Source organism: Aeromicrobium sp. SORGH_AS_0981 (genome assembly GCF_031453195.1).
Taxonomy (GTDB): Bacteria; Actinomycetota; Actinomycetes; order Propionibacteriales; family Nocardioidaceae; genus Aeromicrobium.
In genome coordinates, this window is record NZ_JAVIZD010000001.1 from 613,452 (window position 1) to 638,627 (window position 25,176).

Annotated in this window: 28 protein-coding genes and 1 tRNA gene; 8 read left to right on the forward strand and 21 right to left on the reverse strand. The window is 73.0% G+C overall.

Annotation, left to right across the window (positions count from 1 at the left end):
- Position 1: 1 nt before the first annotated feature.
- From QE370_RS03250 to QE370_RS03270, 5 genes are read right to left on the reverse strand one after another with little or no spacing between them, the layout of a single operon-like run.
- Positions 2-211 carry a ferredoxin gene (locus QE370_RS03250; RefSeq protein ID WP_309633406.1) on the reverse strand — a complete coding sequence of 70 codons (210 nt, stop codon included), beginning with the start codon at positions 209-211 and terminating at the stop codon, positions 2-4.
- Positions 208-1,443 carry an NADH-ubiquinone oxidoreductase-F iron-sulfur binding region domain-containing protein gene (locus QE370_RS03255; RefSeq protein ID WP_309633407.1) on the reverse strand — a complete coding sequence of 412 codons (1,236 nt, stop codon included), beginning with the start codon at positions 1,441-1,443 and terminating at the stop codon, positions 208-210. The genes QE370_RS03250 and QE370_RS03255 overlap by 4 nt, the downstream gene beginning before the upstream one ends.
- Positions 1,440-2,042, reverse strand: coding sequence for a hypothetical protein (locus QE370_RS03260; protein ID WP_309633408.1), 603 nt, complete (start codon positions 2,040-2,042; stop codon positions 1,440-1,442). Before QE370_RS03260 ends, QE370_RS03255 begins: the two co-directional genes overlap by 4 nt.
- The gene (locus QE370_RS03265) at positions 2,039-2,971 is read right to left on the reverse strand and encodes an FAD:protein FMN transferase (RefSeq protein ID WP_309633409.1); all 933 of its coding nucleotides are present in this window, start codon (positions 2,969-2,971) and stop codon (positions 2,039-2,041) included. Before QE370_RS03265 ends, QE370_RS03260 begins: the two co-directional genes overlap by 4 nt.
- Positions 2,968-3,234, reverse strand: a complete 267-nt coding sequence (locus QE370_RS03270; RefSeq protein WP_309633410.1) for a hypothetical protein — start codon at positions 3,232-3,234, stop codon at positions 2,968-2,970. The genes QE370_RS03265 and QE370_RS03270 overlap by 4 nt, the downstream gene beginning before the upstream one ends.
- 131 nt (positions 3,235-3,365) lie before the next feature.
- Here QE370_RS03270 and QE370_RS03275 point away from each other — a divergent pair, with 131 nt between their 5' ends.
- Positions 3,366-4,712, forward strand: coding sequence for an FAD-linked oxidase C-terminal domain-containing protein (locus QE370_RS03275; RefSeq protein ID WP_309633411.1), 1,347 nt, complete (start codon positions 3,366-3,368; stop codon positions 4,710-4,712).
- A gap of 7 nt (positions 4,713-4,719) precedes the next feature.
- Here QE370_RS03275 and QE370_RS03280 read toward each other — a convergent pair whose 3' ends face one another.
- On the reverse strand, positions 4,720-6,417 hold the full coding sequence (locus tag QE370_RS03280) for an acyl-CoA dehydrogenase family protein (RefSeq protein WP_309633412.1): 1,698 nt from the start codon (positions 6,415-6,417) through the stop codon (positions 4,720-4,722).
- A gap of 74 nt (positions 6,418-6,491) precedes the next feature.
- Here QE370_RS03280 and QE370_RS03285 point away from each other — a divergent pair, with 74 nt between their 5' ends.
- Both QE370_RS03285 and QE370_RS03290 read left to right on the forward strand, forming a co-directional pair.
- Positions 6,492-7,214 carry a PaaX domain-containing protein, C- domain protein gene (locus QE370_RS03285; protein ID WP_309633413.1) on the forward strand — a complete coding sequence of 241 codons (723 nt, stop codon included), beginning with the start codon at positions 6,492-6,494 and terminating at the stop codon, positions 7,212-7,214.
- A gap of 106 nt (positions 7,215-7,320) precedes the next feature.
- Complete coding sequence (locus tag QE370_RS03290) at positions 7,321-7,713, forward strand: tautomerase family protein (RefSeq protein ID WP_309633414.1); 393 nt, start codon at positions 7,321-7,323, stop codon at positions 7,711-7,713.
- Between the two features lie 59 nt (positions 7,714-7,772).
- Here the strand turns inward: QE370_RS03290 and QE370_RS03295 are convergent, their stop codons facing one another.
- The 8 genes from QE370_RS03295 to QE370_RS03330 all read right to left on the reverse strand — a co-directional run bounded on the left by QE370_RS03295 (position 7,773) and on the right by QE370_RS03330 (position 12,461).
- Positions 7,773-8,966 carry a hypothetical protein gene (locus QE370_RS03295; protein WP_309633415.1) on the reverse strand — a complete coding sequence of 398 codons (1,194 nt, stop codon included), beginning with the start codon at positions 8,964-8,966 and terminating at the stop codon, positions 7,773-7,775.
- Entirely contained in the window at positions 8,959-9,486 is a 528-nt protein-coding gene (locus QE370_RS03300; protein ID WP_309633416.1) for a SigE family RNA polymerase sigma factor, read from the reverse strand. Before QE370_RS03300 ends, QE370_RS03295 begins: the two co-directional genes overlap by 8 nt.
- A gap of 75 nt (positions 9,487-9,561) precedes the next feature.
- Complete coding sequence (yidC, locus tag QE370_RS03305; protein WP_309633417.1) at positions 9,562-10,347, reverse strand: membrane protein insertase YidC; 786 nt, start codon at positions 10,345-10,347, stop codon at positions 9,562-9,564.
- 52 nt (positions 10,348-10,399) lie between these two features.
- Entirely contained in the window at positions 10,400-10,675 is a 276-nt protein-coding gene (locus QE370_RS03310; RefSeq protein ID WP_309633418.1) for a hypothetical protein, read from the reverse strand.
- 42 nt (positions 10,676-10,717) lie between these two features.
- Complete coding sequence (locus tag QE370_RS03315; protein WP_309633419.1) at positions 10,718-11,137, reverse strand: hypothetical protein; 420 nt, start codon at positions 11,135-11,137, stop codon at positions 10,718-10,720.
- 54 nt (positions 11,138-11,191) lie between these two features.
- Positions 11,192-11,386, reverse strand: a complete 195-nt coding sequence (locus QE370_RS03320) for a hypothetical protein (RefSeq protein ID WP_309633420.1) — start codon at positions 11,384-11,386, stop codon at positions 11,192-11,194.
- A gap of 134 nt (positions 11,387-11,520) precedes the next feature.
- Entirely contained in the window at positions 11,521-12,183 is a 663-nt protein-coding gene (locus tag QE370_RS03325; RefSeq protein WP_309633421.1) for a hypothetical protein, read from the reverse strand.
- A 191-nt stretch (positions 12,184-12,374) separates the two neighbouring features.
- A tRNA-Ser gene (locus QE370_RS03330) sits at positions 12,375-12,461 on the reverse strand.
- A 78-nt stretch (positions 12,462-12,539) separates the two neighbouring features.
- Between QE370_RS03330 and QE370_RS03335 the strand changes: the two genes are divergently transcribed.
- Positions 12,540-13,178, forward strand: a complete 639-nt coding sequence (locus QE370_RS03335) for a nucleoside/nucleotide kinase family protein (protein WP_309633422.1) — start codon at positions 12,540-12,542, stop codon at positions 13,176-13,178.
- Between the two features lie 101 nt (positions 13,179-13,279).
- Here QE370_RS03335 and QE370_RS03340 read toward each other — a convergent pair whose 3' ends face one another.
- Positions 13,280-14,428, reverse strand: coding sequence for an aminotransferase class I/II-fold pyridoxal phosphate-dependent enzyme (locus QE370_RS03340; protein ID WP_309633423.1), 1,149 nt, complete (start codon positions 14,426-14,428; stop codon positions 13,280-13,282).
- Between the two features lie 88 nt (positions 14,429-14,516).
- On the opposite strand from QE370_RS03340, the gene QE370_RS03345 reads away from it, so the two are divergent.
- The 3 genes from QE370_RS03345 to QE370_RS03355 all read left to right on the forward strand — a co-directional run bounded on the left by QE370_RS03345 (position 14,517) and on the right by QE370_RS03355 (position 17,735).
- The gene (locus QE370_RS03345; RefSeq protein WP_309633424.1) at positions 14,517-14,930 is read left to right on the forward strand and encodes a hypothetical protein; all 414 of its coding nucleotides are present in this window, start codon (positions 14,517-14,519) and stop codon (positions 14,928-14,930) included.
- A gap of 24 nt (positions 14,931-14,954) precedes the next feature.
- Positions 14,955-16,040 (forward strand): dipeptidase, encoded by a 1,086-nt coding sequence (locus QE370_RS03350; protein WP_309633425.1) that lies wholly within the window; start codon positions 14,955-14,957, stop codon positions 16,038-16,040.
- A gap of 75 nt (positions 16,041-16,115) precedes the next feature.
- Positions 16,116-17,735 carry an AMP-binding protein gene (locus QE370_RS03355; RefSeq protein ID WP_309633426.1) on the forward strand — a complete coding sequence of 540 codons (1,620 nt, stop codon included), beginning with the start codon at positions 16,116-16,118 and terminating at the stop codon, positions 17,733-17,735.
- A 37-nt stretch (positions 17,736-17,772) separates the two neighbouring features.
- On the opposite strand, the gene QE370_RS03360 is transcribed toward QE370_RS03355, so the two are convergent.
- Entirely contained in the window at positions 17,773-18,840 is a 1,068-nt protein-coding gene (locus QE370_RS03360; RefSeq protein WP_309633427.1) for a hypothetical protein, read from the reverse strand.
- 121 nt (positions 18,841-18,961) lie between these two features.
- On the opposite strand from QE370_RS03360, the gene QE370_RS03365 reads away from it, so the two are divergent.
- Entirely contained in the window at positions 18,962-20,197 is a 1,236-nt protein-coding gene (locus QE370_RS03365) for an alpha/beta hydrolase (protein ID WP_309633428.1), read from the forward strand.
- 7 nt (positions 20,198-20,204) lie between these two features.
- On the opposite strand, the gene QE370_RS03370 is transcribed toward QE370_RS03365, so the two are convergent.
- The 5 genes from QE370_RS03370 to araA all read right to left on the reverse strand — a co-directional run bounded on the left by QE370_RS03370 (position 20,205) and on the right by araA (position 25,161).
- Positions 20,205-20,504, reverse strand: a complete 300-nt coding sequence (locus QE370_RS03370) for a DUF2277 domain-containing protein (RefSeq protein ID WP_309633429.1) — start codon at positions 20,502-20,504, stop codon at positions 20,205-20,207.
- Between the two features lie 78 nt (positions 20,505-20,582).
- A complete protein-coding gene (locus QE370_RS03375) occupies positions 20,583-21,191 on the reverse strand; it encodes a CE1759 family FMN reductase (RefSeq protein WP_309633430.1) in 609 nt (202 codons plus the stop codon).
- The gene (locus QE370_RS03380) at positions 21,188-22,297 is read right to left on the reverse strand and encodes an LLM class flavin-dependent oxidoreductase (RefSeq protein ID WP_309635227.1); all 1,110 of its coding nucleotides are present in this window, start codon (positions 22,295-22,297) and stop codon (positions 21,188-21,190) included. The genes QE370_RS03375 and QE370_RS03380 overlap by 4 nt, the downstream gene beginning before the upstream one ends.
- 168 nt (positions 22,298-22,465) lie before the next feature.
- Complete coding sequence (tadA, locus tag QE370_RS03385; protein WP_309633431.1) at positions 22,466-22,936, reverse strand: tRNA adenosine(34) deaminase TadA; 471 nt, start codon at positions 22,934-22,936, stop codon at positions 22,466-22,468.
- 716 nt (positions 22,937-23,652) lie between these two features.
- Complete coding sequence (gene araA, locus QE370_RS03390) at positions 23,653-25,161, reverse strand: L-arabinose isomerase (protein ID WP_253023869.1); 1,509 nt, start codon at positions 25,159-25,161, stop codon at positions 23,653-23,655.
- Positions 25,162-25,176 lie beyond the last annotated feature (15 nt).

Consider the following 25,176-nt stretch of genomic DNA (forward strand, 5'->3'; position numbering starts at 1 on the left):
CTCACGACCGGCCCGACCGGTCCCGTGCAGGCTCGACCCGCAGGGCGAGCGCCGGGCACACCTGCGCCAGCTGACGGGCCTGCCGCTCCGTGAGGTCGTCGCCCACGACGGGGAAGCCCCACTCGTCGAGGGTCACCTGCTCGGGCAGGAGCGCGGCGCACAGTCCGTGACCGTCGCAGCGGGTCCAGTCGACCAGCAGGCGCGCGCTCATCGGTCGGCACCCGTCGGGAGCACGCCGAGCGTCGGACGTCCGCACCCGCGGCCCGACGCATGGACGGCGACGTCGTCGGCGAAGGCGACCAGCGCGCTGGCCAGGAAGCCGACGGCACCGTCGGGGTGGGCGCACGCTCCGCGGCCGCGCACCAGACCGAGCCGTCGGGACAGGCGCGAGTGGTCGACGGGCGTGGTCGCCGCCAGCTCCTCGACGTCGGAGGCGAGCGAGTCGAGACCGAACACGCAGGGTCCGCACTGGCCGGCCGACTCCCCGGCGAGCCAGCGCACCACCCGGGCGACCTCGCCGACGGGACACGTGGCGTCGGGCAGCACGGCGACGACGCCAGCACCCCACGTCGTGCCCCGCGCGCGGAGGGCGGCGCGCTCCACGACCAGGTCGTCAGCCTTGGTCCAGCGGCCGTGGTACCCGCCGAGGAGGACGGTCCGGTCCGCACCGCCGACGAGGTCGGCGACCCGTCGGCCGTGCGGGACCTCGACCACGCCCGGGTGCGGCACGTGGCCCAGGAGCGTGGCGAGCGTGCTCCCCGGCTCGTCGAGGGTGCCGACGCTCGCGAACCCGGCCGGGCCGCGACGGCCCAGCAGCCCCAGCTGCGCGAAGGTCTCGACGTTCGACAGGAACGTCGGGTGCCCGTCGACCCCGTCGACCGACGGCAGCGTCCGCCGGCCACCCGGGACCGGCGCCGACCCCGACAGCCGGTTGACGAGCGACCGGGCCTCGCCACCGACGAACGTGCCCGCAGCGTCGACGACCCGCACGTGGCGTCCGTCGGCCCGCTCCGCGAGCGCGGCGCGCAGGGCCGCGGCCGCCTGGGCGTCGTGGACGGCGACCACGGCGTGCGTCGTGCGCAGGGCGGCCGCCACGACGACGACGCCGTCGAGCACCAGGTGCGGCACGCGGCGCATGAGCACCCGGTCCTTCCAGCTCGCGGGCTCGCCCTCGCTGCCGTTCACGACCACCCGCACGTCGGGACCGGGCGCGACGGCGGCGAGCTTGGTGGCGACGGGGAACGCCGCACCGCCGCGGCCCAGCAGCCGCACCGACGCCACGTCGGCGGCGAGCATGGGCGCGGCGTCGGCCCGGAGCGCGCCGTGGAGGAGCTCGTGCTCGACGAGGGGCACGTGGCCGGTGCCGCGCGCGCCGGCGAGCAGCGCGTCCGCTCCCCACGTGAGCACGGCGGGCGGACCGCTGGGACGGGTCAGGACAGTCATCGGAATCCTCCTCGGACGAGCACACGGTGGCCTGGGACGGAGTCGGTAGGGGCGGTGGTCCGCCGGGGACGGGCGAGGACGCGCAGCGCCACGGCCGCGGCGACGGCCAGGGCGCAGCCGGCGTAGACGATCGTCGTCCAGGCGCGACCGGTGTCGGTGCCCGCGAGGACGCCGTGCCCCATGCTCAGCACCCAGCCGACGTAGGCGGCGCCGTGCACCGTGCGCCACACGAGGGGCGAGACCCGCGAGCCCGCGAGGCGGCCCCGGGACAGTCCGCTCAGCGCAGTGGCCACGAACGCCCACACCCCGAGGGTGCCGAGCCCCACGGCGAACGGCGCGAAGCCCGACGTGAAGGGCACGACCACCGAGGTGAGCGACAGCGCCACGTGGGTGTCGAGCACGAGCAGCCCGACGTGCAGGGCCAGGGCGCCCAGCGCCACGAGCGCGACCGAGCGGTGCGCGAGCTGGCGGACCGCGCGTTGCTCGAGCGCACGACCGCCGCGCCCCGTCGACGAGGCGAGCGCGCCGAGGCACACGGACGCGGTGAAGCCGAGGAGGGCCACCATGCCGAGGGCACGGGCCAGGAACCAGAGCGTCATGCCGCGACCTCCGTCTCGGGCGGCCAGCCGCCGACGTGCTCGACGGCACCGTCGAGCGTGACCACGCGCGCCGCCACGTCGTCGCGCTCGAGCCAGGGCCGTGCCTCCGGGCCGCGGACGACCGCGGCCGTGCTGAGGGTGTTCGCCAGCACCGCGGTCGGCGCCCAGACCGTGACCGTGCGCCAGGGTCCGTCGGCGGGTCGGCCCGTGCGGGGGTCCAGCAGGTGGTGGGCCGGCGTGCCGTCGGCGGTGGTCCAGCGGCGCTCCTGGGTCGACGACGTCGCGAGCCCGCCGTCGGTCAGCGCCACGCGCGTGCCCGCCTCGCCGCGTAGCTCGGCGACGTCGACCTGCCACGGTCGGGACGGTCGGCCCGCGAGAGCGAGGTCGCCGCCGATCTCGACGAGGGCGGCGTGACCGTCGAGCGCGTGCACCCGTCGGGCCGCCTCGTCGGCCGTCCACGCCTTCGCCACGGCACCGAGGTCGAGCCCGACCCCGGCCGGGACCCCCACCAGCCGCAGCTCGGGGTCGACCCGGACGCTGCGCCAGCCAGGTCGGTGGGGCTCGTCGGGCCCGCCGTGCCTCGTCCCGGCCGAGCGACCTCGGGGCGCGCCACGCACCACGTCGAGGTCGGCGTCGTAGCCGAGAGCCGCCAGGTCGGCGCCGAGGGTCGGGTCGACGGCACCGTCGGTCGCGCGCGCGGCCTGCAGAGCCACCTGGACCAGCTCGACGGTCAGCGCCGACGCCGGCACCAGCCGGCCGCCGTGCCGAGCGACCCGCACCAGCTCGGCGTCGTCGCGGAACCGGCTCACGGCGGCGTCGACGTCGGCCATCAGGTCGCGGACGACACGCTCGGCACGGTCGGGCGATCCGCCCTCCACGGTGACGGACACGGTGCACGACCAGGCGTCCCACCGACGCACGACGCTCATGACGCGTTGCTCGACGCGTCGCCCTGGCCGCTGGAGCTGCCATGCTGCAGACCACTCCCGCCCTGGTCGGACGAGCCACCCTGGCTCGAGTCCTGCGACGACGCGCTCCCCGACGACGTGCTCGAGAGCGTGCTCTGCCCGGCGCTCGCGGCGGTGGAGCTCGTCTGCGCGACGACGGCCGCGAAGCCGCCGGTCGCCACGACGCCCAGCACGCCGGCGCCGACCGCCACGCGGCGGGCCCTGGTCCTCACGTCGGTCCTCATGGTGTCCTCCTCGTCGGTGCCGCTCCTGCGGCGGCACCCCGAGCATCGGACGGGACGGGTCAGCCCCAACCCAACCGGACCTCAAATCCACGTCAAGAACGGCGAGCCGTCGCGCGTGGCACGATCGACGGGTGAGCCTCGACGACCTCCCCCCGGCGATCGTGCAGACCGACCCGGACCTCGTGGCCGGGTTCGCGCACGACGAGGCGCGACTGGTGGCGCGCTCGACGCCCGTCGCCGTGCTGTCGCCGCGCGACACCGACGAGGTCGCCGCGTGCCTGCGGGCCGCGCGCGCGGCCGGGCTCGCGGTCGTCACGCGCGGCGCCGGCACGGGCCTGGCGGGCGGCGCGAACGCTCCGGCGGGCTCGGTCGTGCTGAGCACCCGACGGCTCGACCGCATCGTCGCGGTCGACGTCGAGGAGCGGGTGGCCGTCGTGCAGCCCGGCGTGCTGACCGGCGACCTCCGCGCGGCGGTGGAGGAGGTCGGACTGTTCTACCCGCCCGACCCCGGCAGCGTCGCCATCTCGACCATCGGCGGCAACGTCGCGACCGACGCCGGCGGCATGTGCTGCGTGAAGTACGGGGTGACGGGCGACTACGTGCTGGGGCTCGAGGTCGTGCTGGCCGACGGGCGGGTCCTGCGGACCGGGCGCCGCACGGTCAAGGGCGTCGCCGGCTACGACCTGACCCACCTGCTCGTGGGCTCCGAGGGGACGCTCGGGGTGATCACCGAGGTCACGCTGCGGCTGCGGCCGGCTCCCCCGGCACCCGCCACCGTCGTCGCGACGTTCGCCTCGCTGCCCGACGCGGGTCGGGCGGTGGAACGGATGACCGCGGACGCGCTCGACGTGTCGCTGCTGGAGCTGCTCGACGCGACCACGCTCCGGGCGATCGACGCGCACACCGGCATGGGGCTCGACGCGGCCGCGATGCTGCTGGTGCAGTCGGACCAGCCCGACCCCACGGCGACGCTCGCGGCCGTGCAGCGGGCGTGCGAGGGAGCCGGAGCGGTCGACGTCGCGGTCACGACCGACGTCGAGGAGGGGCGGCAGCTGCTCGAGGCCCGACGTCAGGCGCTGCCCGCCCTGGAGCGGCTCGGCGACTGGCTGCTCGACGACGTGTGCGTCCCGCGGCGCGCGATCGTCGCGCTCGTGCAGGGCGTCGAGCAGGTGGCCCGCACCGAGGGGCTGACGATCGGCGTGTTCGGCCACGCCGGCGACGGCAACATGCACCCGACGGTGATCTTCGACCAGCAGGACCCGGAGTCCGAGGCGGCCGCCCGGCGCGCGTTCGACGCGATCACGGCGCTCGCCCTCGATCTGGGCGGCACGGTGACCGGCGAGCACGGCGTCGGTCGGCTCAAGGCCGGGTGGCTGGCTCGCGAGCTCGACCCGGTCGCCCTCGACGTCCACCGCGCCGTGAAGGCCGCTCTCGACCCGGAGGGCCGGCTCAACCCCGGGAGCGTCCTCGACGGCTAGAGCCGGGTCAGGCGCTGGCCAGACCGGGCAGGGCCCGCTCGAGGATCGCGCCTGCGTCGACGTCGGCGTCGAGCGTGCCGAACGCCAGCCCGCCGTGCCCGTCGAGCCGGCTCGAGCAGAACGCGTCGGCCACGGCGGGCGAGGAGTGCCGCACCAGCAGCGACGCCTGCAGCGTCAGGGCCATCTGCTCGACGAGCCGGCGCGCCCGGAACTCGATGCTGCCGAGGTCGCGCGCGGCAGCGGCGAGGTCGGCGCCCAGGCGGTCGGCCGCGGCGTCGAGGCGGGCGTCGCCACCGCGGGCGAGGCCGATCTCGTGCATCAGGGCGTCGGCCACGACGGGCTCGCGGCCGAGCGCCCGCAGGACGTCGAGCGCGTTGACGTTGCCCGAGCCCTCCCAGATCGAGTTGAGCGGCGCCTCCCGGTAGAGCCGCGGCATGCCCGACTCCTCGACGTAGCCGTTGCCCCCGAGGCACTCCATGGCCTCGGCCGTGAAGGCGGGGCCACGCTTGGTGATCCAGTACTTCCCGACCGCCGTGCCGATGCGTCGGAACGCCTGCTCCTGCTCGTCGCCGCGCAGGGCGCGGTCGGCGGCGCCCGAGAGCCGCAGGGTGAACGCCGTCGCAGCCTCCGACTCGAGGGCGAGGTCGGCGAGGACGTTGCGCATGAGCGGCTGGTCGACCAGCCGGCGACCGAACGCAGCCCGGTGCTGCACGTGGTGGCCGGCCTCGACGAGCGCCTTGCGCATGAGCGCGGCGCTGCCCGTCGCGCAGTCCAGCCGGGTGCAGCTGACCATGTCGATGATGGTGCGCACGCCGCGGCCCTCCTCCCCCACGAGCCAGGCGACGGCGCCGTCGAGCTCGGGCTCGGAGGAGGCGTTGGAGCGGTTGCCGAGCTTGTCCTTGAGCCGTACGACGTGGAAGCGGTTGCGCGACCCGTCGGGGAGGATCCGCGGGACGAGGAAGCACGACAGGCCGCCCGGCGACTGCGCGAGCACGAGGAACACGTCGCACATGGGCGCCGACGTGAACCACTTGGCACCGTGCAGCGTGAAGACGCCGGGCTCCTCGGTCGACTGCGCGACGGTGGTGTTGGTGCGCACGTCGGAGCCGCCCTGACGCTCCGTCATGCCCATGCCGGCGAGCAGTCCCTGCTTCTCGGTGGGCACGCGCAGACCGGGCTCGTACACACGCGACGTCAGGAGCGGCTCGTACACCTCGGCCAGCGCCGGGGCGTGCCGCAGCGCTGGCACGACGGCGTAGGTCATCGTGACCGGGCAGCCGTGGCCGGCCTCCGTGTGCCCCCACACGAGGCTGCCCGCCGTGCGGGCGACGTGGGCGCCTGCTCGCTCGTCGGCCCAGGCGGCGCCGCCGAGGCCCTCGGAGATCGCGGTGTCCATGAGCTGGTGCCAGGCGGGGTGGAACTCGACCTCGTCGACCCGGTTGCCGTAGCGGTCGACGACGCGCAGCTCCGGCTCGAAGCGGTTGGCGTCCTCCGCCCAGCGCTGCGCCTCGGGACTGCCCGCCAGGCGGCCGAGTCGGCGTACGTCGTCCTCCGCCCAGCCGGCGCCCTCGCGGTGCAGCGCCTCGACGAGCGCGACGTCGGCCGACGCGTCGTAGGGCGCCAGCGGCGGCGCTTGGTTGGCGTCGGCACCGGTGACCGTGCCGGGGCGGACGTCGCTGACGGTGCGGGGCGGGGTGAGCGTCATGGTCCAAGCATTGCATCATCGTGACAGTTGTCAAGGATCTGCAAGGCCGATCTGCAAGGATGGAGACTGTGCGCATGGACGTCCGCCCCCTCAGCGCCCGGTCGATCGTGCTGAGCCTCATGCTCGCGGTGCACCCCCCGGAGATGACGCCGGCGCAGCTCGTGGCCTCCGGCGACGTCTTCGACGTCCCCGAGTCGACCCTTCGCGCAGCCCTGACCCGCCTGGTCGCGGCGGGCGACCTCGAGCGCTCGGGCGGCACCTACCGCATCGGCGCCCGGCTGCAGGAGCGTCAACGTCGGCAGGACGCCGCCCTGGACCCGCCGTACCGGCCGTGGGACGGCACGTGGGAGACCGCGGTCGTGGTCGCCGCCGGCCGGTCGGCGCCGGACCGCGCCGCGCTGCGCCAGGAGATGGAGAGGCTGCGGCTCGCCGAGCTGCGCGAGGGCGTCTGGACCCGCCCGGCGAACCTCGACCGGCCGCTCCCCACCTGGCCCGACGACCTCGTCGTCGTGGCGAGCTCGCGCCCGCTCGACGAGCAGGGGCTCACCGCTCGCCTGTGGGACCTCCCCGCCTGGACGGACACCGGCGCCCGACTGCTCGCGGCCCTCGACGAGCCACGACCGCCCGTGGAACGCCTGGCCGTGGCCGCCGCGCTGGTTCGGCACCTGCGGACCGACCCGGCCCTGCCGCCCGAGCTGCGACCGTCGGGCTGGAACGCGCCACGTCTGGTCGAGGCCTACGCCGCCTACCAGGCCGAGCTGGCGGCGTCCCTCGGTCGCCCGAGCCCCGCCACCTGACCGGTCGCGGCGGGGGCGGGGTGCCGGACCTCACGCCCGCTCGGGTCGCGCGCCGCACCGAGCGTGCCGACGATGAGGTGACCGCGTCCCGACGTCAGGAGCCCCCGTGCCGCTCGTCCACCTGCACCTCGTCGAGGGTCGACGCACGCCCGAGGAGGTCCGCCGCCTGGCCGACGTCGTCCAGCAGACCCTGCTCGACGTGTTCGCCGCGCCCGAACGCGACCGCTACCAGCTGATCTCCGAGCACAAGCCGGGCTTCATGATCGCGGAGGACACCGGGCTCGGCATCGAGCGCACCGACGACCTCGTGATCCTGCAGATCACCCAGCAGGGCCGCGACCTCGACCAGAAGCGCGCGCTCTACGCGACCCTCGCCGAGCGGCTCGAGGCCCAGTGCGGCCTCGCCCCGTCCGACCTGATCGTGTCGCTGACGGAGAACACCAAGGAGGACTGGTCCTTCGGCCACGGCGTGGCGCAGTTCGTGGAGGGCCTGCTCTAGGTGCACGAACGCCGTCGCCCGTCCTCTCGTGGGGACGGGCGACGGCGTCGCAGTCGTCGTCAGGAGCCGACGTAGGTCCCGGCGACGCGGATCTTTCCGGGGCCGTCCGGCACCGTGCGGGTCGAGCAGTCTCCTGTGGCGGCGTCGCACGTGGTGACCCGGCTGCCCTCGACCTTCACGAGCCGGCCGTCGGGAGTCCAGCCGTAGGTGAAGCCGTCCCCGGGCAGCGTGATCCGCCGGCCCGTGTCGAGGTCGGTGACGTGCACGACCGGGTTCCGGACCTCGTCGCCGTCCACCCCGTCGACGACCGTCCTGGTGCCGTCCTCGTCGGTGCTCACGAAGGTCGTCGTGGTCTGGACGAAGCGGCCGTCGGGCGACAGCTCGTTCGAGGCCCAGCGTGCGTCGCCGGAGCCCACGGTGAGGTCGGCGGTGGACCGCAGCTGACGCGAGTCACCCAGGCGGTAGGCCGTCGACCCGTGGTCACCACCGAGAGCGCGTCCGCCCCCGGTCGACGGGAGCTGCTCGCCGGGGACCGAGGCGACCTCCCGGCCGGTGCGCCAGTTGAGCACCTTCTGCGCCTCGTTCGTGCCGACCACGACGTAGTCGCCCGTGAGGCCGATGGGCGGGACGCTCCACCCGGCCCACGTGTACCCGCCGTCGAACGGCACCACGGCCAGCTCGTCGCCGGAGGACGCCTCGACGACGTGCACCTCGTACCCGCTGCCGGCCTTCGTGACGTACGCGAGACGGTCCGCGGAGGCGTCGGCGCCGGGCACGACCTTGCGCGGCAGGTCGAGCCGACGGACCGTGCCGTCGGTGCCGACGTACACCCAGCCGCGGGGCGCGTCGCCCGCGTCGTCGTCCGACACGGCGGCGATCACGCCGTCCGCCGTGTAGTACAGCGTCTGGACGGCCGTGCCGAGGTCGACGGAGTAGTCCGGGTCGCTGAACCAGACGGTGTCACCTCGTGAGAAGGCACCGCCCGTCCGGTACGCGCTGGACACGAGGTCGACGTCGGAGGCGGAGATGCTGCTCTCGACCTGCAGCGACGATCCGGCGTCGCGGCCCACGCCGCTGACGGCGACCGCGGTGCCGGCGACCGCCCCGATGGCGAGGGTCGCGACGGAGCGGCGGACCACGGCGCGACGACGACCGGCCCGACGGCCGCTGCGGATCACCCCGTCGAGGTCGAGCTCGGGGACGGGCTGGGAGGTGGCGTGCTGTCGGATGAGGTCGGTGAGGTTCTCAGTCATCCTGGGCTCCTTCGGTGACGAGGTCGGCGCGGGCTCGCAGTGCCGCGAGGGCGACGACGGTCTGGCTCTTGACGGTGCCGGTGGACACGTTCAGGAGGTCGGCGGTCTCCTGGACGGACAGGTCCTCGAGGAAGCGAAGGACGAGCACGGAGCGCTGCCCGAGGGGCAGGGCCCGTAGGGCGTCGGCGAGGGTGATGCGGTCGGCGAGGTCGCCGGCAAGGTCGGCCGTGTGGTCTGCGGCGCCTGCGGCGGACTCGTCGACGTCCCGGACGTCCTCGTGGTTCCATGCGTGCTTGCGGAACCAGTCGCGCGACACGGTGACCATCACGCGTCGGGTGTAGGCCCTCGCCTTCTCGGGCTCGCGCAGTCGGGGCCAGGCCAGGTAGGTCTTGACCAGGGCCGACTGCACGAGGTCCTCGGCGAGCTGCCGGTCCCCGACGATGAGCACCGCCGTCCGGTAGAGGTGCGGCCACGCAGCTCGAGCGAACTCGCTGTACGCAGCCTCGGTCGTCCGTCGCACGTGCACTCCTCGTCCCGTTGAACTCTGTCACCTCCTAGACGGGATGGGGGCGCGATTCGGTTGGGACGCCGCACGTCAGGAGCGTCGGCTCGCCGCCCGCGTCCCGGGCGTCGGGAACCAGCGCCACACCACGAACGACTGGCCGAGCGTCCACACCTGGCTGGCGACCCAGTAGACGAGCAGGCCGACGGGCACGAACGTCCCGGCCAGCAGGAGCCCTCCGGCCGAGAGGGTCGGCATCATCCGGGTGGCCTGCTGCATCGCCTCGGGCATCCCGTCCGTCGGGGTGTTGGGCATCACGAAGAGATGCTGGGTCGCGAACGAGACCAGCGCGGCCACGGCTGCGAGCGTGAGGACGACGGCCAGGTGGAGCCCGCCATGGCCGAGCATGCCGCTGTCGGCCAGACCGACGCCGAACAGCTGGGCACGGTCGAAGAGCGCCACATGCTCGGCGTCCATCGAGCCGACCGGCGAGCCGGCCGCGACGTCGGAGAGCAGGTGGTAGAGCGCGATCCACAGCGGTAGCTGCAGCAGCACGGGCAGGCACCCGAGCCGGGAGACGCCGTGCTCGGCCGACACGGCGCGACGCTCCTCCATCATGGCGCGCACGCTCTCGGTGTCGGTGCGGCCCTTGTACCGCTGGGCGATCTCCTGCATCTGGGGTCGCGCGTGGGCCGACCGGCGCGCGTTGCGGACCGTGTGCACCGTGATCGGCAGGAGCAGCGAGCGCACCACGACGACGATCGCGGCAATGCTCAGGCACCAGCCGACGGCACCACCGGGGTCGGCCCCGAGGTGCGTGAGGAGGGCGTGGGTGTGGGACAGCAGGGCGGACAGGACGTCCTTCAACGGGTCGAGCATGGGGTTTCTCCTGGTCTGAGGATCGGATCGGGCACGTCGCCCGAAGGCGACCTCAGACCAGACCGGGAGCGCGCGGACGCACCGGCTGCCGCACCGGGTCCGCGATGCGCGAGGAGAGCACGGGCACCAGCCGCACGGCCTCGCCAGGCCGCACCCCGACCCCCGTGACACGGTGCTCGACGACGACGCGCGAGCCCACCGCCACCACCAGCGCCGCGGCGATGAGCACCGCCACCCCCGCTGCTGCAGTGGACTCCGACGGCGCCGCGAGGCACAGGACGAACGCGAGCAGCCCGGTCACCCGGCTCAGCGTCGCGGTCTCGAACACCTCGTCAGCATAGACCTGCGGGGCGCAGGGGCGCGAGGACGACTAGTCCGGCCGCACGGCTGACTGCGCCTGCTCGACGTCGGCCTTGGTGTAGCCAAACTTCTTTCGAAGGATCCTGGAAACCTCGGTATGCAGTATCTCGTCATCGCCTGTCAGCCCAAGACGAACTGCCGCCTCTGCCTGCTCGCGTGGTTTCAGCTGTGCAGCTCGCTCGATCAACGCGTACCTGGAGAATCCCAGGCTCGTGTCCAAGATCAGCTCCGTCAGGAGAGGGAGGTCGCTGTCCACAACGGAAAGGTCCGCGATGGCGCCCGCGAGCGCCTCGCCCGCCCTCGTGTCGCCCTCGCCGCGCAGGAGGTCCACGAGCTCGTCGTACACGGCGTGGGCCGCCTTCGTCCCGGGTGCTCGGGCTGCGCCTGTCCTCAGCACCTCGTCCAGAGACTGGTCGACGACCATCTCCATCAGCACGTCGATCGCGGGCGCCAGGTCGATGACTCCACGGAGGGGATGCAGACCTTATGCCGAGTCCACGTTGTATCCCAGCCCTCGTAGCCTCGCCACGTACGGAGCCTCGGCCACTCGGCGCGCTTCGGCGATGCGCTCGAGCTCCGCCGCCTTGGCTTCTCGCTTTCGGACGTTCTCCGGGTCGTTCCAGCCCGGGATGTTCTCCGACAGGAGGCGCTCGAGGCGCTCCTCCTCGGACTCACTCATCGCTCAGACTCCTCGACCGATCGTCGGTCCAGTGGCGATCGCCACGATCGCTTCCTCGCGTCACTCGTTTGGCCGCCCCGCTGGCGCAATCGTGGAACCAGCATGGTCGGAGAAGGATGGCACGACTGTGCTGACTAGCGAGGTTTCCCGGTCTTCTGTGCCTGGACGACCTCGGCACGGCTGTAGCCGAAGGTCTTCCTGAGTGCCTTGGCCGCCTCCAGCTCGAGCCCTTCATCTGCGAGAGCCGCGACGATGGCGGCCTCAGCCGTCTCCTTCGGCCGCAGTCTGGCGATCCGTTCGATGAAGAGGAGTCGCTCTCCACCCAGGTGCTCATCGTTCAGGAGCTCGATCAGCAGCGGGAGGTCGCTATCGGCCACGGACAGGTCGGCGATCGCGGCCGCCAGCCCCTCTCCGACCGTGCTCTCCCCGTAGTGACGCAACAGGCTGACGAGCTCGTCGTAGACGGAATGCCCGGCCTTCGTGCCCATGGCTCTGGCCGCGCCTGACCTCACCCACTCGTCGACCGACTCGTCCTGGACCACCTCCAGCAGGATGTCCAAGGCGTTCGTGAGATCCAGCGCACCGTGCACCTGGACCAGGTCCCAGACCGATTTAAGGACGAAGCCGCGATCCCGCAGGAGCTGCACGTACGGCGCTTCCGACTCTCTCCTCTTCCGATGGATTCTCTCGAGCTCGTCGTCTCTGTCCTGACGCTTCTTGACGTTCTCGGGATCGTTCCATCCCGGAATGTGTTCCGTCAGCAGCCGCTGCAGACGCTCTTGCTCAGACTCGGTCATCGACTCACATCTCCGGAACCAGACGTAGGTCGATCCATCAGAAGAGATCGACCGCAGCAGTCATTCTCCTCGACGCGTCGCTGCCATCGCGTGCCGCGTGGGCCGACCCACGGAGCTCACTGGTGGGATCCGACACGAAAGAACCCCCGACAGGCATCAACCTGTCGAGGGTTCTCACGTGACTCATTCGGCGGTGGCGGTGGGATTTGAACCCACGGTGGGTTTGACCCCACACATCATTTCGAGTGATGCACCTTCGGCCGCTCGGACACGCCACCGCGGGGTACCTTACCGGACCCCTGCACGCCACCCGGCGGTGGGTTTGGCGAGCGGGAGCGACCCCGTGCAGGAGGAGGATGAGCGTCGTGGACCTCGACGACCTTGCCGCGCGAGTGGCCGCGCTGGCTGAGGCCAACCCGGCCCGTCGCGTGCTGCTCGGCCTCGTCGGCGCCCCGGGGAGCGGGAAGTCGACGCTGGCCCGACGACTCGCGAACCGGCTGACGGCGCGCGGGGTCCCGGCCGTGCGGGTGCCGATGGACGGGTTCCACCTCGCCGACGCCGCCCTGCTCGAGCGCGGGCTCCGCGCCCGCAAGGGTGCCGTCGAGACGTTCGACGCACACGGGTACCTCGCGCTCCTGCGTCGCCTCCGCGCGGAGACCGACCACGACGTGCTGGCGCCGGGCTTCGAGCGCGACCTCGAGCAGCCGATCGCCGCGTCGATCACGGTCACGCCGGAGCACCGTGTGGTCGTGACCGAGGGCAACTACCTCCTCGACGCCGACGAGCCGTGGCCCGACGTCCGGCGCGAGCTCGACGCCGTCTGGTTCGTCGACCTCGACGACGGACGTCGCCGGTCGCGCCTGGTGATGCGGCACGTCAAGCACGGGAAGTCGCGCGAGGACGCGCAGGCGTGGGTCGACGGCGTGGACGAGCCGAACGCCCGGCGCGTGCTCGCCCGGCGCGAGCAGGCCGACCTCGTCGTCCCCTCCCCCTGACCCCCACCGCGGTCCCCGCGTTCTGCGGAGCTGATGACGGTTCTGCGCCGGAGAACCGTCACCATCTCCGCACAACGCGGCCCCAGGCGCGGCGGGCGGGGTCAGGGCAAGGCGGAGGCGACGCGGGCGACGATCTCGCGCAGCACGTCGGGCGGGGTGGCGTAGGTGAGGCGCGCGCGGCCGTCGCCGACGCGCGAGGTGCCGCCGAACGTCGGGCCGGGGCCGAGGGCGACCCGACCCTGCTCCAGCAGGCGCACGGCCGGGTCGTCGCCGACGTCGTACGCGCGCAGGTCGAGCCAGGCCGTGTAGGTGCCGGGCCCGGCGACCAGCCGCGCTGACGGCAGGTGCTCGTCCACGAGCGCCTCGAGCAGCTCGCGGTTCGCGCGGAGGTCGGCGCGCAGCGCGTCGAGCCAGTCGCGACCCTCGCGCAACGCGGTCGTGTGCGCCAGCGTTCCGAGGTGGCTCGGACCGTGGCTGACGATCTCGAGGACCGCCGAGCGCTCAGCAGCGGTGGCCGCCCCGCCGACGACCACGGCAGCCTTCAGGCCCGCCAGGTTGAACGCCTTCGACGCCGACAGCACGGCGTAGGCGTCGTCGGTCCCCTCGACCGACAGGTACGGCACGAACGCGTCGGCCTCGCCCGACACCGGCGCGAGCGGCGCGTGGATCTCGTCGACCACGACCCGCACGCCGTGCTCTGCGGCCAGCCGGGCCACGGTCGACAGCTCCTCGTGGGTGTGCACGACCGCGGTGGGGTTGTGCGGGCTGCACAGCAGGTAGGCGGCGCCCGGGTGGCGGGCGAACGCGGTGGCCAGGCCGTCGAGGTCGAGCCGTCCGTCAGCACCCAGCGGCACCTCGACGCGCGAGCGCCCGACGTGCGCGACCGCGTCGTAGAAGGGCGGGTACACGGGCGGGTTCAGGATGACGGGCACGTCCGGGGCGTCGTGCAGCCGCAGCACCTCCTCGAGCCCGACCATCACGTCGGCGACGTCGAGCGTGCTGGCAGGGTCGAAGGTCCAGCCCCAGCGGTCGGCCGCGAACGAGGCCAGCGCCTGCGCGTACGTCCCGGCCTTCGGGTAGCCGGTGTCGCCGAGCGCGACGGCCTCGGACAGCGCCCGCGCGACGGGCTCCGCGAGCGGCACGTCCATCTCGGCGACGAACGCGGGCAGCACGTCGGGCGCGTAGAGCGTCCACTTGACGCTCGTGCGGCGACGCAGGTCGGCCAGGGTCAGCTCGTGCAACGGGTGCATACGACCCACCCTGCCACCGGCGTCGAGCCTTGACACCGCAGCCGACGCCACGGGACAGTCACGTCGACCCCGAGCCCCGAGGTGGCCCGTGACAGAGCACCGGACGACGGCAGACCCTTCGACGTCCCGAGGTATCGCCCTCGCATGGGCGTCCTGGGTCGCCGGGCTCCTCGCCTACCTCTGGACGGTCGCCACCGGCTTCAGCCTCGACGGTCTCACGCCGTCCGAGGAGACGAAGGTGCTCGTGGGCGCCACCGTCGCCATGGCGCTCACCACGGTGCTGCCCTTCATGGGCCTGTGCCTGGCGCTCGTGCAGGGTCGCGCCCTGGCCGCCGTCGGGCTCGGTCTTGCGGTGGCGCTGGCGCTCGTGCCCGTCGTGGCCGTGGGACCGGACGCCGCACGCGACTGGCGCGACCGCGCCGCACCCGAGCCGACGCCCGCACGACCGAACGGCGGGTGCGCGGTGCACAGCGGCGGCAGCAACACCTGCCCGGGCGGCTGACGCCCGGCGTCCTACCGTGGAGGCATGGACGCGACCCTCGGCTCCCTGCTCACCGAACCCGCCGCCCAGGAGGCCGTGCGCGTCGCACCCCTCGTCGACGGCCACGACGACCTCGCGTGGGAGGCGCGGGAGGCGGCCGGGTACTCCGTCGAGGGGCTCGACGCCGACCGCAGCGCCGACGGCGTCGAGCCGACGTTCCACACCGACCTCGCCCGGCTGCGCGCCGCGGGCGTCGGCGGGCAGTTCTGGTCGGTCTACGCGCCCTGCGAGCGGCGTGGGGCCGACGCCGTCACCTACACGCTCGAGCAGGTCGACTGGGTGCATCGCCTGGCCGCCCGCTACCCCGAGCGCACGGCGCTCTGCTGGACGGGCGACGACGTCCGCGCCGCCTGGGCCTCGGGGCGGCTCGCGTCGCTCCTCGGTGCCGAGGGCGGGCACAGCATCGACGGCTCCCTGGCGGTCCTGCGCCAGCTCGCGCGCCTCGGCGTGCGCTACATGACGCTCACCCACAACGAGAACACGCCGTGGGCCGACTCGGCCACCGACGAGCCGCAGCACGGCGGCCTCACCGCCTTCGGCCGCGACGTCGTGCGCGAGATGAACGCCGTCGGCATGCTCGTCGACCTCTCGCACGTCGCCGCGACGACCATGCACGACGCGCTCGACGTCAGCAGCGCGCCGGTGATCTTCAGCCACTCCTCGTGCCGCGCCGTCACGGACCACCCGCGCAACGTCCCCGACGACGTGCTGGAACGGCTCGCCGGCAACGGCGGGCTCGTGATGGTCACCTACGTGCCGTCCTTCGTCAGCGCCGAGTTCGCGGCCTGGTTCGAGCAGTACGAGACCGACCCCGCCACGGCCGGCGAGAAGCCCGTCGTCACCGTCGAGCACGTCGCCGACCACGTCGACCACGCCCGTGAGGTGGCCGGCGTCGAGCACGTGGGGCTCGGCGGCGACTACGACGGCTTCGACCACTTCCCGGTCGGCATGGACGACGTCACCGGTCACGCCGCGCTGCTCGACGCGCTCGCCCGACGCGGCTGGTCCGCCGACGACCTGTCCCGCCTCACGGGACGCAACATCCTGAGGGTGCTCGACGCCACCTCCTGAGGTGTGGCCGAGGGTGCGTCGTCGGCGCGTGGCAGACTCGACGTGACCCAGCACACACCGCCTTCGGGGGGACCGATGACAGCCCGACCCAGCCACGCGACCGGCAGCACCGACGTCCCGCTGCTCGAGACCACCATCGGCGCCGACCTGGCCGCCACCGTCGCGCGCGTGCCCGACGGCGAGGCGCTCGTGGAGTGCGCCACCGGACGGCGCTGGACCTACCGAGAGCTGTGGGACGACGTCACCGCGGTGGCGCGGGGGCTCGCGTCGCTGGGGCTGGAGAAGGGCGACCGCGTCGGCATCTGGGCGCCGAACTGCGCGGAGTGGACGCTCGTGCAGTACGCCACGGCGCGCCTCGGCGTCGTGCTGGTGAACGTCAACCCCGCGTACCGCGCCCACGAGCTCGGCTACGTCGTCGGCCAGTCGGGCATGCGCGCGATCGTGGCGGTGCCCGAGCTCAAGGGGGCCTCGTTCGCCGCCATGATCGAGCAGGTCCGACCCGACCACCCGCACCTCACGGACGTGGTGTTGATCGGAACCCCCTCCTGGGAAGCCATGACCGACGCCGGCCGCGCGAGCGACCTCGACGTCGACGCCGTGGAGGCCACGCTCGACCCCGGCGACCCGATCAACATCCAGTACACGTCGGGCACCACCGGCTTCCCCAAGGGCGCCACCCTCTCGCACCGCAACATCCTCAACAACGGCTTCGCGGTCGGTGAGCTCCTGCACTACACGGCCGACGACCGGATCGCGATCCCCGTGCCCTTCTACCACTGCTTCGGCATGGTCATGGGCAACCTCGCAGCCACGTCGCACGGCGCGACGATGGTCGTCCCCGCGCCCATGTTCGACCCCGCCGCCACGTTGCGCGCCACGGCCCAGGAGCGGTGCACGTCGCTGTACGGCGTGCCCACCATGTTCATCGCGATGCTGTCCGACCCGTCGTTCGACGAGCACGACCTGTCCGCGCTGCGCACCGGGATCATGGCCGGCTCCCCGTGCCCGGTGGAGGTGATGAAGCAGGTCATCGAGCGGATGGGCGCCGAGGAGGTCTCGATCTGCTACGGCATGACCGAGACGTCGCCCGTCTCCACCCAGACCCGCACCGACGACTCGGTCGAGCGTCGCGTCAGCACCGTCGGACGCGTGCACCCCAACCTCGAGGTCAAGGTCGTCGACCCGCTCACCGGCGACGTCGTCCCCCGCGGCACGGCGGGCGAGCTGTGCACCCGCGGGTACTCGGTGATGCTCGGCTACTGGGAGGAGCCGGCCAAGACCGCCGAGGCGATCGACGCCGACGCGTGGATGCACACCGGCGACCTCGCCGTCATGGACGACGACGGGTACGTCAGCGTCACGGGTCGCATCAAGGACGTCGTCATCCGCGGCGGCGAGAACATCTACCCGCGCGAGGTCGAGGAGTTCCTGCTCACCCATCCCGACGTGCTCGACGTGCAGGTCGTCGGCGTGCCCGACGAGCGCTACGGCGAGGAGCTCATGGCGTGGCTCCGGCTGCGCGAGGGCGTGGGCACGCTGACGGTCGAGGCGGTGCGGCAGTTCTGCGACGGACGCCTGGCCCACTACAAGGTGCCGCGGTACGTGCACGTGGTCGAGCAGTTCCCGATGACGGTCACCGGCAAGGTCCGCAAGGTCGAGATGCGCGAGGAGTCCCGGACCCTGCTCGGCCTCTGACCGCCGTCGACGCGGGTCGCCCGTCGCGGGTCGTGGGTCAGGCGGGCGGGTCCGGACGCACCCACCGGTCGACGTCGATGCCGTACGCCCAGCGACGCCCGGGCCACTCGGTGAGCGTCCACAGCTGACCTCGCTGGGGCCACCACGTGATGTCCTCCGGACCGGTCGGCAGCACGCCGCGGTGCCGCTTGAGCGCGCCAGGACGCCCGACCCACAGGTCCCCCGCGACGTCCTCACCGGCGCTCGCCGTGATCACCCACGTGCCGTCGACGAGCACGGCTCCCTGCATGCGCGGAGCGACGCCGTCGTGGGCCTCGACCGGCTCGGCCGGGCCCGCCTCGCCGCCACGCAACAGCTGCGTCTCTCGGTCCAGCTCGTAGCGCAGGAGACGGTGGGTGGCGCCCTTGCGGCCGTACTCGCCGGCCACCAGGTGGTCCACGTCGCCCGCGCGGTCGAGCGAGAGGAAGGAGTAGGTCATCGGTCGCGCGTCGCCCGTGGTCGACGCGTCGTAGGTCGTCCGCTGGGGCAGGACGTACCGGTAGCCGCGCGTGCGCCAACGGTTCCGCACGCGCACGACGTCGTCGACGCCGAACACGCGGATGCCGCGGGAGCTGCCCGCCACGAACAGGTGGTCGCCGTACCAGACGATCCCGCCCGCGTGCACCCGCACGGGCCGCAGCCGGTGCAGGCCGAACCGGCGCCGTGGCTCCACGAGCAGCACGTGCCGGTAGCGAGGGTCCGCGGGATCCGTGAGGTCGACGACGGACACCCGCGACCCGAGCGTCAACCAGCCGAGCGCTCCGTGGGCGTACCAGCTCGCGAGCAGCACCAGGCGGCCCGCGTAGGTGCCCGACTGCGGGTCCGGGCCGTACGCGTCGGCCGACGTCGTCACGCCCTGCGGCCACCAGCGGTCGGTGGTCGCGTCACGGTCCTCCCACGTGATGCCCTCCGCCGCGGCGTCGCCCGGGACCTGCGCCGGCGTCGCCCGACGGTCGAGGTCGGCCAGCACGCCACGCAGCCCGACCCGGCGGAACCGGCCGAAGAACCGTTCGCTCAGCCGACGTTCCGCGCGGGCGGGGACGAGCCGGTACGGGGAGGCGACCATCCCTCCACGGTAGGGCCCGGGGCCCCGCTCGCGACCTGGGCCGACCACGGGTACGGTCGCGGCCGGGGGGCCGGACGAGGAGAGGGACGACGTGGCAGCGGATCGGGCGGGAGGCGGAGCCGTGCGTGGGCTCGGCCGCACCGTGCTGGTGGTGCTCGTGCTCGTCACCGTGCTCGGTCAGGTGGTCGCCTGGACCCGGCCCTCCTGGTGGGAGCCCGTGCTCCAGCACCATGCCGCGCAGTACGTGGTCGTCGCCGTCGGCGTGTGGCGCGACGCGCTGGGTGTCTGGAACGTGGTGCTCGCGGCCCTGCTGCTCGTCATCGCGCTCGTGGGTGCCCGACGTCGCGGGCTCGACCCGTGGCGGCCGCTCCCGGTCGTCACGGCGGTCGCACTCGTCTCGTCGCTCGGGCTGTGGACCTACCAGGTGGTCGACGCGCAGAGGGTCGGCGCCGACGTGGGCGTCTTCGCGCCCACCCTGCCGTTCCAGCGGGGCGTGGTGCAGCCCGACCGGACCGTGACCGTCGGGCGGGTCGACGGCGACGCGCTGTCGGCCGACCTCTACCTGCCGCGGGGCGCCTCGGCCGACCGTCGCGTGCCCGTCGTCGTGAACGTGCACGGCGGCGGCTTCACCAGCGGAGCCCCGCGCCCCACCCCCTACTTCCCGCCCCTGCTCGACCGCGGGTACGCCGTCCTCGACGTCAGCTACCGGTTGGCGACCCGCGACCGCCAGACGTGGGACCTCGCCGTGGCCGACGTCGGCTGCGCCCTGACCTGGGTCACCCGACGGGGCCCGCGGGTCGGCCTCGACCCCGACCGCGTGGGGACGATGGGCGACTCCGCCGGAGGTCAGCTGGCGATCAACGCGGCGAACCTGGGCCGCAGCCTCGACCCGTCGTGCGGGTCGCGCGACGACCTGCCGCGGGTGTCCGCGGTGGTCGGGCTCTACCCGGCAGTCGACGGGTCGGCCGCCTACGACGAGTCGGCGCTGGGACGCGGCTACGGCGACCTGTACGTCGGCGGCTCGCCACGGGAGTTCCCCGAGCGGTACGCGTTCACCGACTCCGCCGAGCACGTCGAGGAGCCCCTGCAGCAGTGCCGGACCGTGGTCGGGGCGTGCGATGGTGCTCCGGTCCTCGTCGTCCAGGGCGGCGCCGACCACCTGATCCTCCCGGACCCGGTGCGTCGGTTCGCCGACGCGTCGCGCCGGGCCGGCATCACGACGCGCTACGTCGAGCTGCCCGGCCAGGAGCACACGCTCGGTCGAGGCCTGGGGACGTTGTCGTTCGGCACGCTCGTGGCGCGCGACCTCGTGCTGCAGTGGTTCGAGGAGCACCTGCCCGCGTCGACGTCCGGCTAGCGGTCTCCTAGGACGCGGCGCCGGTGCGCAGCCACACCTCGCGCTCCATGCGCTTCTCGTGCCGCTCGCGGCCCTTGACCGCCTCGACGTCCCGGTCGCGCGGCGGGGCGCTCGTCACGAGGTCGTCGAGCATCCGCCGGGTGGCCGCCGCGATCTCGTCCACCGCTCGCTCGAACGCCTCGGCGTTCGCGCGCGAGGGCCGGGTGGAGCCGCTCGTCTTGCGCACGAACTGCAGCGCGGCCTCACGCACCTCGTCGTCGGTGGTGGGCGGCTCGAAGTTGTGGAGCCTGCGGATGTTCCGGCACATCCTCCGACCGTACGCCCGACGACGTCGCCGCGGAAGACGTCCGCCACGGGAGCTGGGCGACGGTCCGGGGACGTGAGGTCAGGGTCGACGCTGCGGGTCGGAGATGCTCAACATCGTGTCGCTGAACAGGTCGATGTCGTCGTCGCGGGTGCGCCCCGTGCCGGCACCGCCCAGCAGGCTCATGAGCTCGCCGACGGCGCGGTCGACCCGGGTCGTCAGCGCCCCCTCGCCGTCGGCGCTCCAGTCGTGCGGCGATGCGAACACGCCGGTGGGCACCGGCACGGCCTGCAGGTAGGCCATCAGCGGACGCATCGCGTACTCGACGGCCAGCGAGTGCCGGGCGGTGCCGCCGGTGGCACCGAGCAGCACCGGCTTGCCGATGAGCGCGTCGGGCTCGAGGACGTCGACGAACGACTTGAACAGGCCGCTGTACGACGCCTGGAAGACAGGGGTCACGAACCCGACCGCGTCGGCCGCGGCGAGCTGGTCGATCACGTGCTGCAGCCGCGGCGACGCGAAGCCGCTGAGCGTGGCGTCGACGACGTCGTGCGCCAGGGGTCGCAGCTCGACGACCTCGATCGACGCGGTGACGTCGGCGCGCTGCACGCCGGCGGCGAGCTGGTCGGCGAGCAGGCGGGTGGTCGAGGGGTTGCCGAGGCCGGCGGAGACGATGACGACCCGCGTCATGCGCGCACCTCCTCGTCGCTGCTCTCGGCCTGCGCGGCGTCGCGGGCGGCCACGCGCGAGGCGTGGGTGGGCGCGTCGGGGACCCCAGCGGGCCGGCGGGCCTCGAACTCCTTGCGCAGCGTGGGCAGCACCTCGCCGATCATGTCGATCTGGTGCAGCACCTCCTTCTGCGGGAGTCCGGCGTGGTCGACGAGGAAGAGCTGACGCTGGTAGTCGCCGAAGTAGTCGGCGAAGGTCAGCGTCTTCTCGATGAACTCCTGCGGGCTGCCGACCGTGAGCGGCGTCTGCGCGGTGAAGTCCTCCAGGCTCGGCCCGTGGCCGTAGACCGGCGCCTTGTCGAAGTAGGGGCGGAACTCGCGCATCGCGTCCTGGCTGTTCTTGCGCATGAACACCTGGCCGCCGAGCCCGACGATCGCCTGCTCCGGCTCGCCGTGCCCGTAGTGGGCGTAGCGCTGCCGGTAGAAGTTGATCAGCCGGATGTAGTGCTCCTTCGGCCAGAAGATGTTGTTCGCGAAGTAGCCGTCGCCGTAGTAGGCGGCCAGCTCGGCCACCTCGGGGGTGCGGATCGACGCGTGCCAGACCATGGGCGGCACGCCGTCGAGGGGGCGCGGCGTGGCGGTGAAGCCGCGCAGCGGCGTGCGGAACCGGCCCTCCCAGTCGACGACGTCCTCGTCCCACAGGCGACGCAGGAGCTGGTAGTTCTCGACGGTGAGCTCGACGGCACGGGTCGGGTCCTGGCCGAACCACGAGTAGACGGGGGCGGAGTTGCCGCGCCCGAGCATGAGGTCGACGCGGCCGTCGGACAGGTGCTGCAGCACGGAGTAGTCCTCGGCCAGCCGGACCGGGTCGTTCGTCGTGATCTGCGCGATGGCCGTGGAGAACACGATGCGCTCGGTCTGCGCGGCCATGTAGGCCATGAGCGTGGTCGGCGACGTCGTCACGAAGGGCGGGTTGTGCTGCTGCCCGCTGGCGAAGACGTCAAGCCCGACCTCCTCGGTCTTCTTCGCGATCTCGACGAGCGCCTTGATGCGCGCGTTCTCCGTGGGCGTCGTCCCGTCGGTGGGGTCCTGGGTGACGTCGCCGACGGTGAAGATGCCGAACTGCATGCTGCTCATGGAAGCCTCCTGGTCCTCATGCTCGCACCAACTAGTTCAACTTTCAACTTATTCCGCGGTGGCGCCGCGCGCTGGTTCCCATGACCTCAGGGGAACCAGCGCCCTGCACCCTGGACGGGACCACACTCCCGAACCCGGAGGAAGGCACCGGGACGGCGCTCAGCGACGCTCGGCGAAAAAGGCGCGCAGGAGGGTGGACGACTCCTCCGCCAGCACGCCCGACGTCACCTCGGGGCGGTGGTTGAGGCGACGATCGCGCACGACGTCCCACAGGGACCCGACCGCCCCGGCCTTGTCGTCCCACGCCCCCAGCACGAGCCGACGGACCCGCGACGACACGATCGCGCCAGCGCACATCGTGCACGGCTCGAGCGTGACGACCAGCGTGCAGTCGTCGAGACGCCAGGTGCCGAGCCGCGACGACGCCGACCGGAGGGCCACCAGCTCCGCGTGACCGAGCGGGTCCTGGTCGCGCTCCCGCGTGTTGAAGCCCTCCCCCACGACCTCGCCCGCGGGGTCGAGCACGACCGCACCCACCGGCACGTCGTCGGCCGCGAGCGCCCGCTCTGCCAGCACGAGCGCGCGACGCATCGCCGCCGCGTCGTCGACCCGCCGCACCCCGCTGCTCACGCCTTGATCGTCCCAGACGGGGCGGGGGTCGGTGGGGGTGCGCTGCCTGCGGTGGTCTGGCCTTGCTGCTGCGCTGCCTGCGGGGGTCCCGACCTGCTGCTGCGCTGCCTGCGGGGGTCCCGACCTGCTGCTGCGCTGCCTGCGGGGGTCCCGACCTGCTGCTGCGCTGCTTCGGCTGGCACTGGGGGTGGCTTCCGAAAAGGCCTCGACCGGGCGGCTGGCACCTGCGCTGGTCTGGGGTCTCGGGCTGCGGCTTGGGCACGGGATGAGCGCAAGGTTCTGCGTTTGCTACGGGATCCCGTCGTGAACGCAGAAGTGTTCGATCTCCGAGCGCGGACGCAGCATCGTGCACGCCTGGAGGGGTGGGGGCGACGGAACTTTCTGCGTTCGTGTCGCCCGGGCGACACGAACGCAGAGACTTTCGCGCCGACAGCCCGCTATCGGTGGATCTGCAACCGCAGAACGGCTTCTGCGGTTGCAGATCCACCGATCGGACGCGCCAACGCAGAACGGTGGGTCAAGAACGCAGAAACGAAGAATCGTGCGTCACCCGAGAGCCCAGACCAAACCCCGAGACCCGAAGTCACCCCCGGGCCCGCTGCCGGTCGAGGCTCTTTCGGAGGCCGCCCCCAGCGAATGCCGAGGCAGCGCAGCGGCAAGTACAGACCCCCCGCAACCAGCGCACCAGCAAGGTCACGACGACCGCCGGGAACGCCTCAGATCCCGTCCGCCAGCCGGTAGTACGCCGCGTTCCAGCGCAGCTCCTGCAGGAAGCGGTGGGGGGTGGTGTCGGCGTCGATGTGCACGAGCTCGGTCCGCAGGATCTCGGCGAGGTCGCGGAAGGCCTCGATGCCGACGGCGGTGGTGAGCACCGTGTGGTGCGGTCCGCCCGACATCAGCCACGCCTCGGCGGCCGTCGGGAGCGACGGGTGGGCCTGCCACACGGCGCACGCGACGGGCAGGTTCGGCAGGGGCGCGTCGGGCTCGACCAGCGTCACGTCGTTCGCGGTGAGCCGGAAGCGGTCGCCGAGGTCGGCCAGGCCGACCACGACCGCCTCGCCCGGGTCGGCGACGAAGCGCAGCCGCACGGGGTCCTCACGGTTGCCCATGCTGAGCGGATGCGCCTCGGCCGACGGCCGCTGCGAGCTGATCGTCGGGCACACCTCGAGCATGTGCGCACCCAGCGACTTCTGGTTGCCGGGCTCGAGGTGGTACGTGTAGTCCTCCATGAACGACGTGCCGCCGGGCAGCCCCGCGGTCATCGTCTTGGTGGTGCGCACCAGCACCGACGTCTTCCAGTCGCCCTCGCCGCCGAAGCCGTAGCCGTCGGCCATGAGCCGCTGCACCGCGATGCCCGGCAGCTGGCGGAGCCCGCCGAGGTCCTCGAAGCTCGTCGTGAAGGCGCCGTAGCCGCCCTCCTCCAGGAAGCGGCGCAGCCCGACCTCGATCTGCGCGGCGTCACGCAGCAGGTGGTGCCGGTCGGCGCCCGCGTGCAGGTCGGACGCGACGTCGTACAGGTCTTCGTACTCCGCGACGACCTTGTCCACCGCGCCCGGCTCCACCGCGTCGACGACGTCGACGAGGTCGTTCACGCCGAACGTGTTCACCGAGACGCCGAAGCGACGCTGCGCCTCGACCTTGTCGCCCTCGGTGACGGCGACGTCGCGCATGTTGTCGCCGAAGCGCGCGAGCCGCAGGGTCCGCACGTCCTGCGCCGCCGTGGCCGCCCGCACCCAGGTCGCGATCCGCGCGCCGACGCTCGGGTCGCTGACGTGGCCCGCCACGGTCTTGCGCGCCACCCCCAGGCGGGTCTGCACGAAGCCGAACTCGCGGTCGCCGTGCGCCGCCTGGTTGAGGTTCATGAAGTCCATGTCGATGGACTCCCAGGGGATGTCGCGGTGCCACTGCGTGTGCAGGTGCAGGAACGGCTTCTGCAGCGCGTCGAGACCCTGGATCCACATCTTCGCCGGGGAGAAGGTGTGCATCCACCCGATCAGCCCGACGCACGCGTCGTCGGCGTTCGCCTCGAGCACGACCCGCCGGATCGCGTCGGCCGTGGTGAGCACGGGCTTCCACACGACGGGCACGGGGATCCGGTCGTCGCCGTCGACCATGGCGGCGACCTCGCGCGACTGCGACGCCACCTGCGCGAGCGTCTCCTCGCCGTAGAGGGACTGGCTGCCGGTCAGGAACCAGACCTCGCGCGTCTGCTGCTGGGTGCTCATGCGGTGCTCTCCCTC

Coding starts and splice junctions, on each gene's coding strand:
- QE370_RS03350 (WP_309633425.1), top strand. CDS start 14,955: ATGGACGCGACCCTCGGCTCCCTGCTCACCGAACCCGCCGCCCAGGAG.
- QE370_RS03320 (WP_309633420.1), bottom strand. CDS start 11,386: ATGAGTGAGTCCGAGGAGGAGCGCCTCGAGCGCCTCCTGTCGGAGAAC.
- QE370_RS03250 (WP_309633406.1), bottom strand. CDS start 211: ATGAGCGCGCGCCTGCTGGTCGACTGGACCCGCTGCGACGGTCACGGA.
- QE370_RS03285 (WP_309633413.1), top strand. CDS start 6,492: ATGGACGTCCGCCCCCTCAGCGCCCGGTCGATCGTGCTGAGCCTCATG.
- QE370_RS03315 (WP_309633419.1), bottom strand. CDS start 11,137: ATGGAGATGGTCGTCGACCAGTCTCTGGACGAGGTGCTGAGGACAGGC.
- QE370_RS03335 (WP_309633422.1), top strand. CDS start 12,540: ATGAGCGTCGTGGACCTCGACGACCTTGCCGCGCGAGTGGCCGCGCTG.
- araA (WP_253023869.1), bottom strand. CDS start 25,161: ATGAGCACCCAGCAGCAGACGCGCGAGGTCTGGTTCCTGACCGGCAGC.
- QE370_RS03355 (WP_309633426.1), top strand. CDS start 16,116: ATGACAGCCCGACCCAGCCACGCGACCGGCAGCACCGACGTCCCGCTG.
- QE370_RS03340 (WP_309633423.1), bottom strand. CDS start 14,428: ATGCACCCGTTGCACGAGCTGACCCTGGCCGACCTGCGTCGCCGCACG.
- QE370_RS03270 (WP_309633410.1), bottom strand. CDS start 3,234: ATGAGGACCGACGTGAGGACCAGGGCCCGCCGCGTGGCGGTCGGCGCC.
- QE370_RS03280 (WP_309633412.1), bottom strand. CDS start 6,417: ATGACGCTCACCCCGCCCCGCACCGTCAGCGACGTCCGCCCCGGCACG.
- QE370_RS03360 (WP_309633427.1), bottom strand. CDS start 18,840: ATGGTCGCCTCCCCGTACCGGCTCGTCCCCGCCCGCGCGGAACGTCGG.
- QE370_RS03265 (WP_309633409.1), bottom strand. CDS start 2,971: ATGAGCGTCGTGCGTCGGTGGGACGCCTGGTCGTGCACCGTGTCCGTC.
- QE370_RS03375 (WP_309633430.1), bottom strand. CDS start 21,191: ATGACGCGGGTCGTCATCGTCTCCGCCGGCCTCGGCAACCCCTCGACC.
- yidC (WP_309633417.1), bottom strand. CDS start 10,347: ATGCTCGACCCGTTGAAGGACGTCCTGTCCGCCCTGCTGTCCCACACC.
- QE370_RS03255 (WP_309633407.1), bottom strand. CDS start 1,443: ATGACTGTCCTGACCCGTCCCAGCGGTCCGCCCGCCGTGCTCACGTGG.
- QE370_RS03325 (WP_309633421.1), bottom strand. CDS start 12,183: ATGACCGAGTCTGAGCAAGAGCGTCTGCAGCGGCTGCTGACGGAACAC.
- QE370_RS03295 (WP_309633415.1), bottom strand. CDS start 8,966: ATGACTGAGAACCTCACCGACCTCATCCGACAGCACGCCACCTCCCAG.
- QE370_RS03380 (WP_309635227.1), bottom strand. CDS start 22,297: ATGCAGTTCGGCATCTTCACCGTCGGCGACGTCACCCAGGACCCCACC.
- QE370_RS03260 (WP_309633408.1), bottom strand. CDS start 2,042: ATGACGCTCTGGTTCCTGGCCCGTGCCCTCGGCATGGTGGCCCTCCTC.
- QE370_RS03370 (WP_309633429.1), bottom strand. CDS start 20,504: ATGTGCCGGAACATCCGCAGGCTCCACAACTTCGAGCCGCCCACCACC.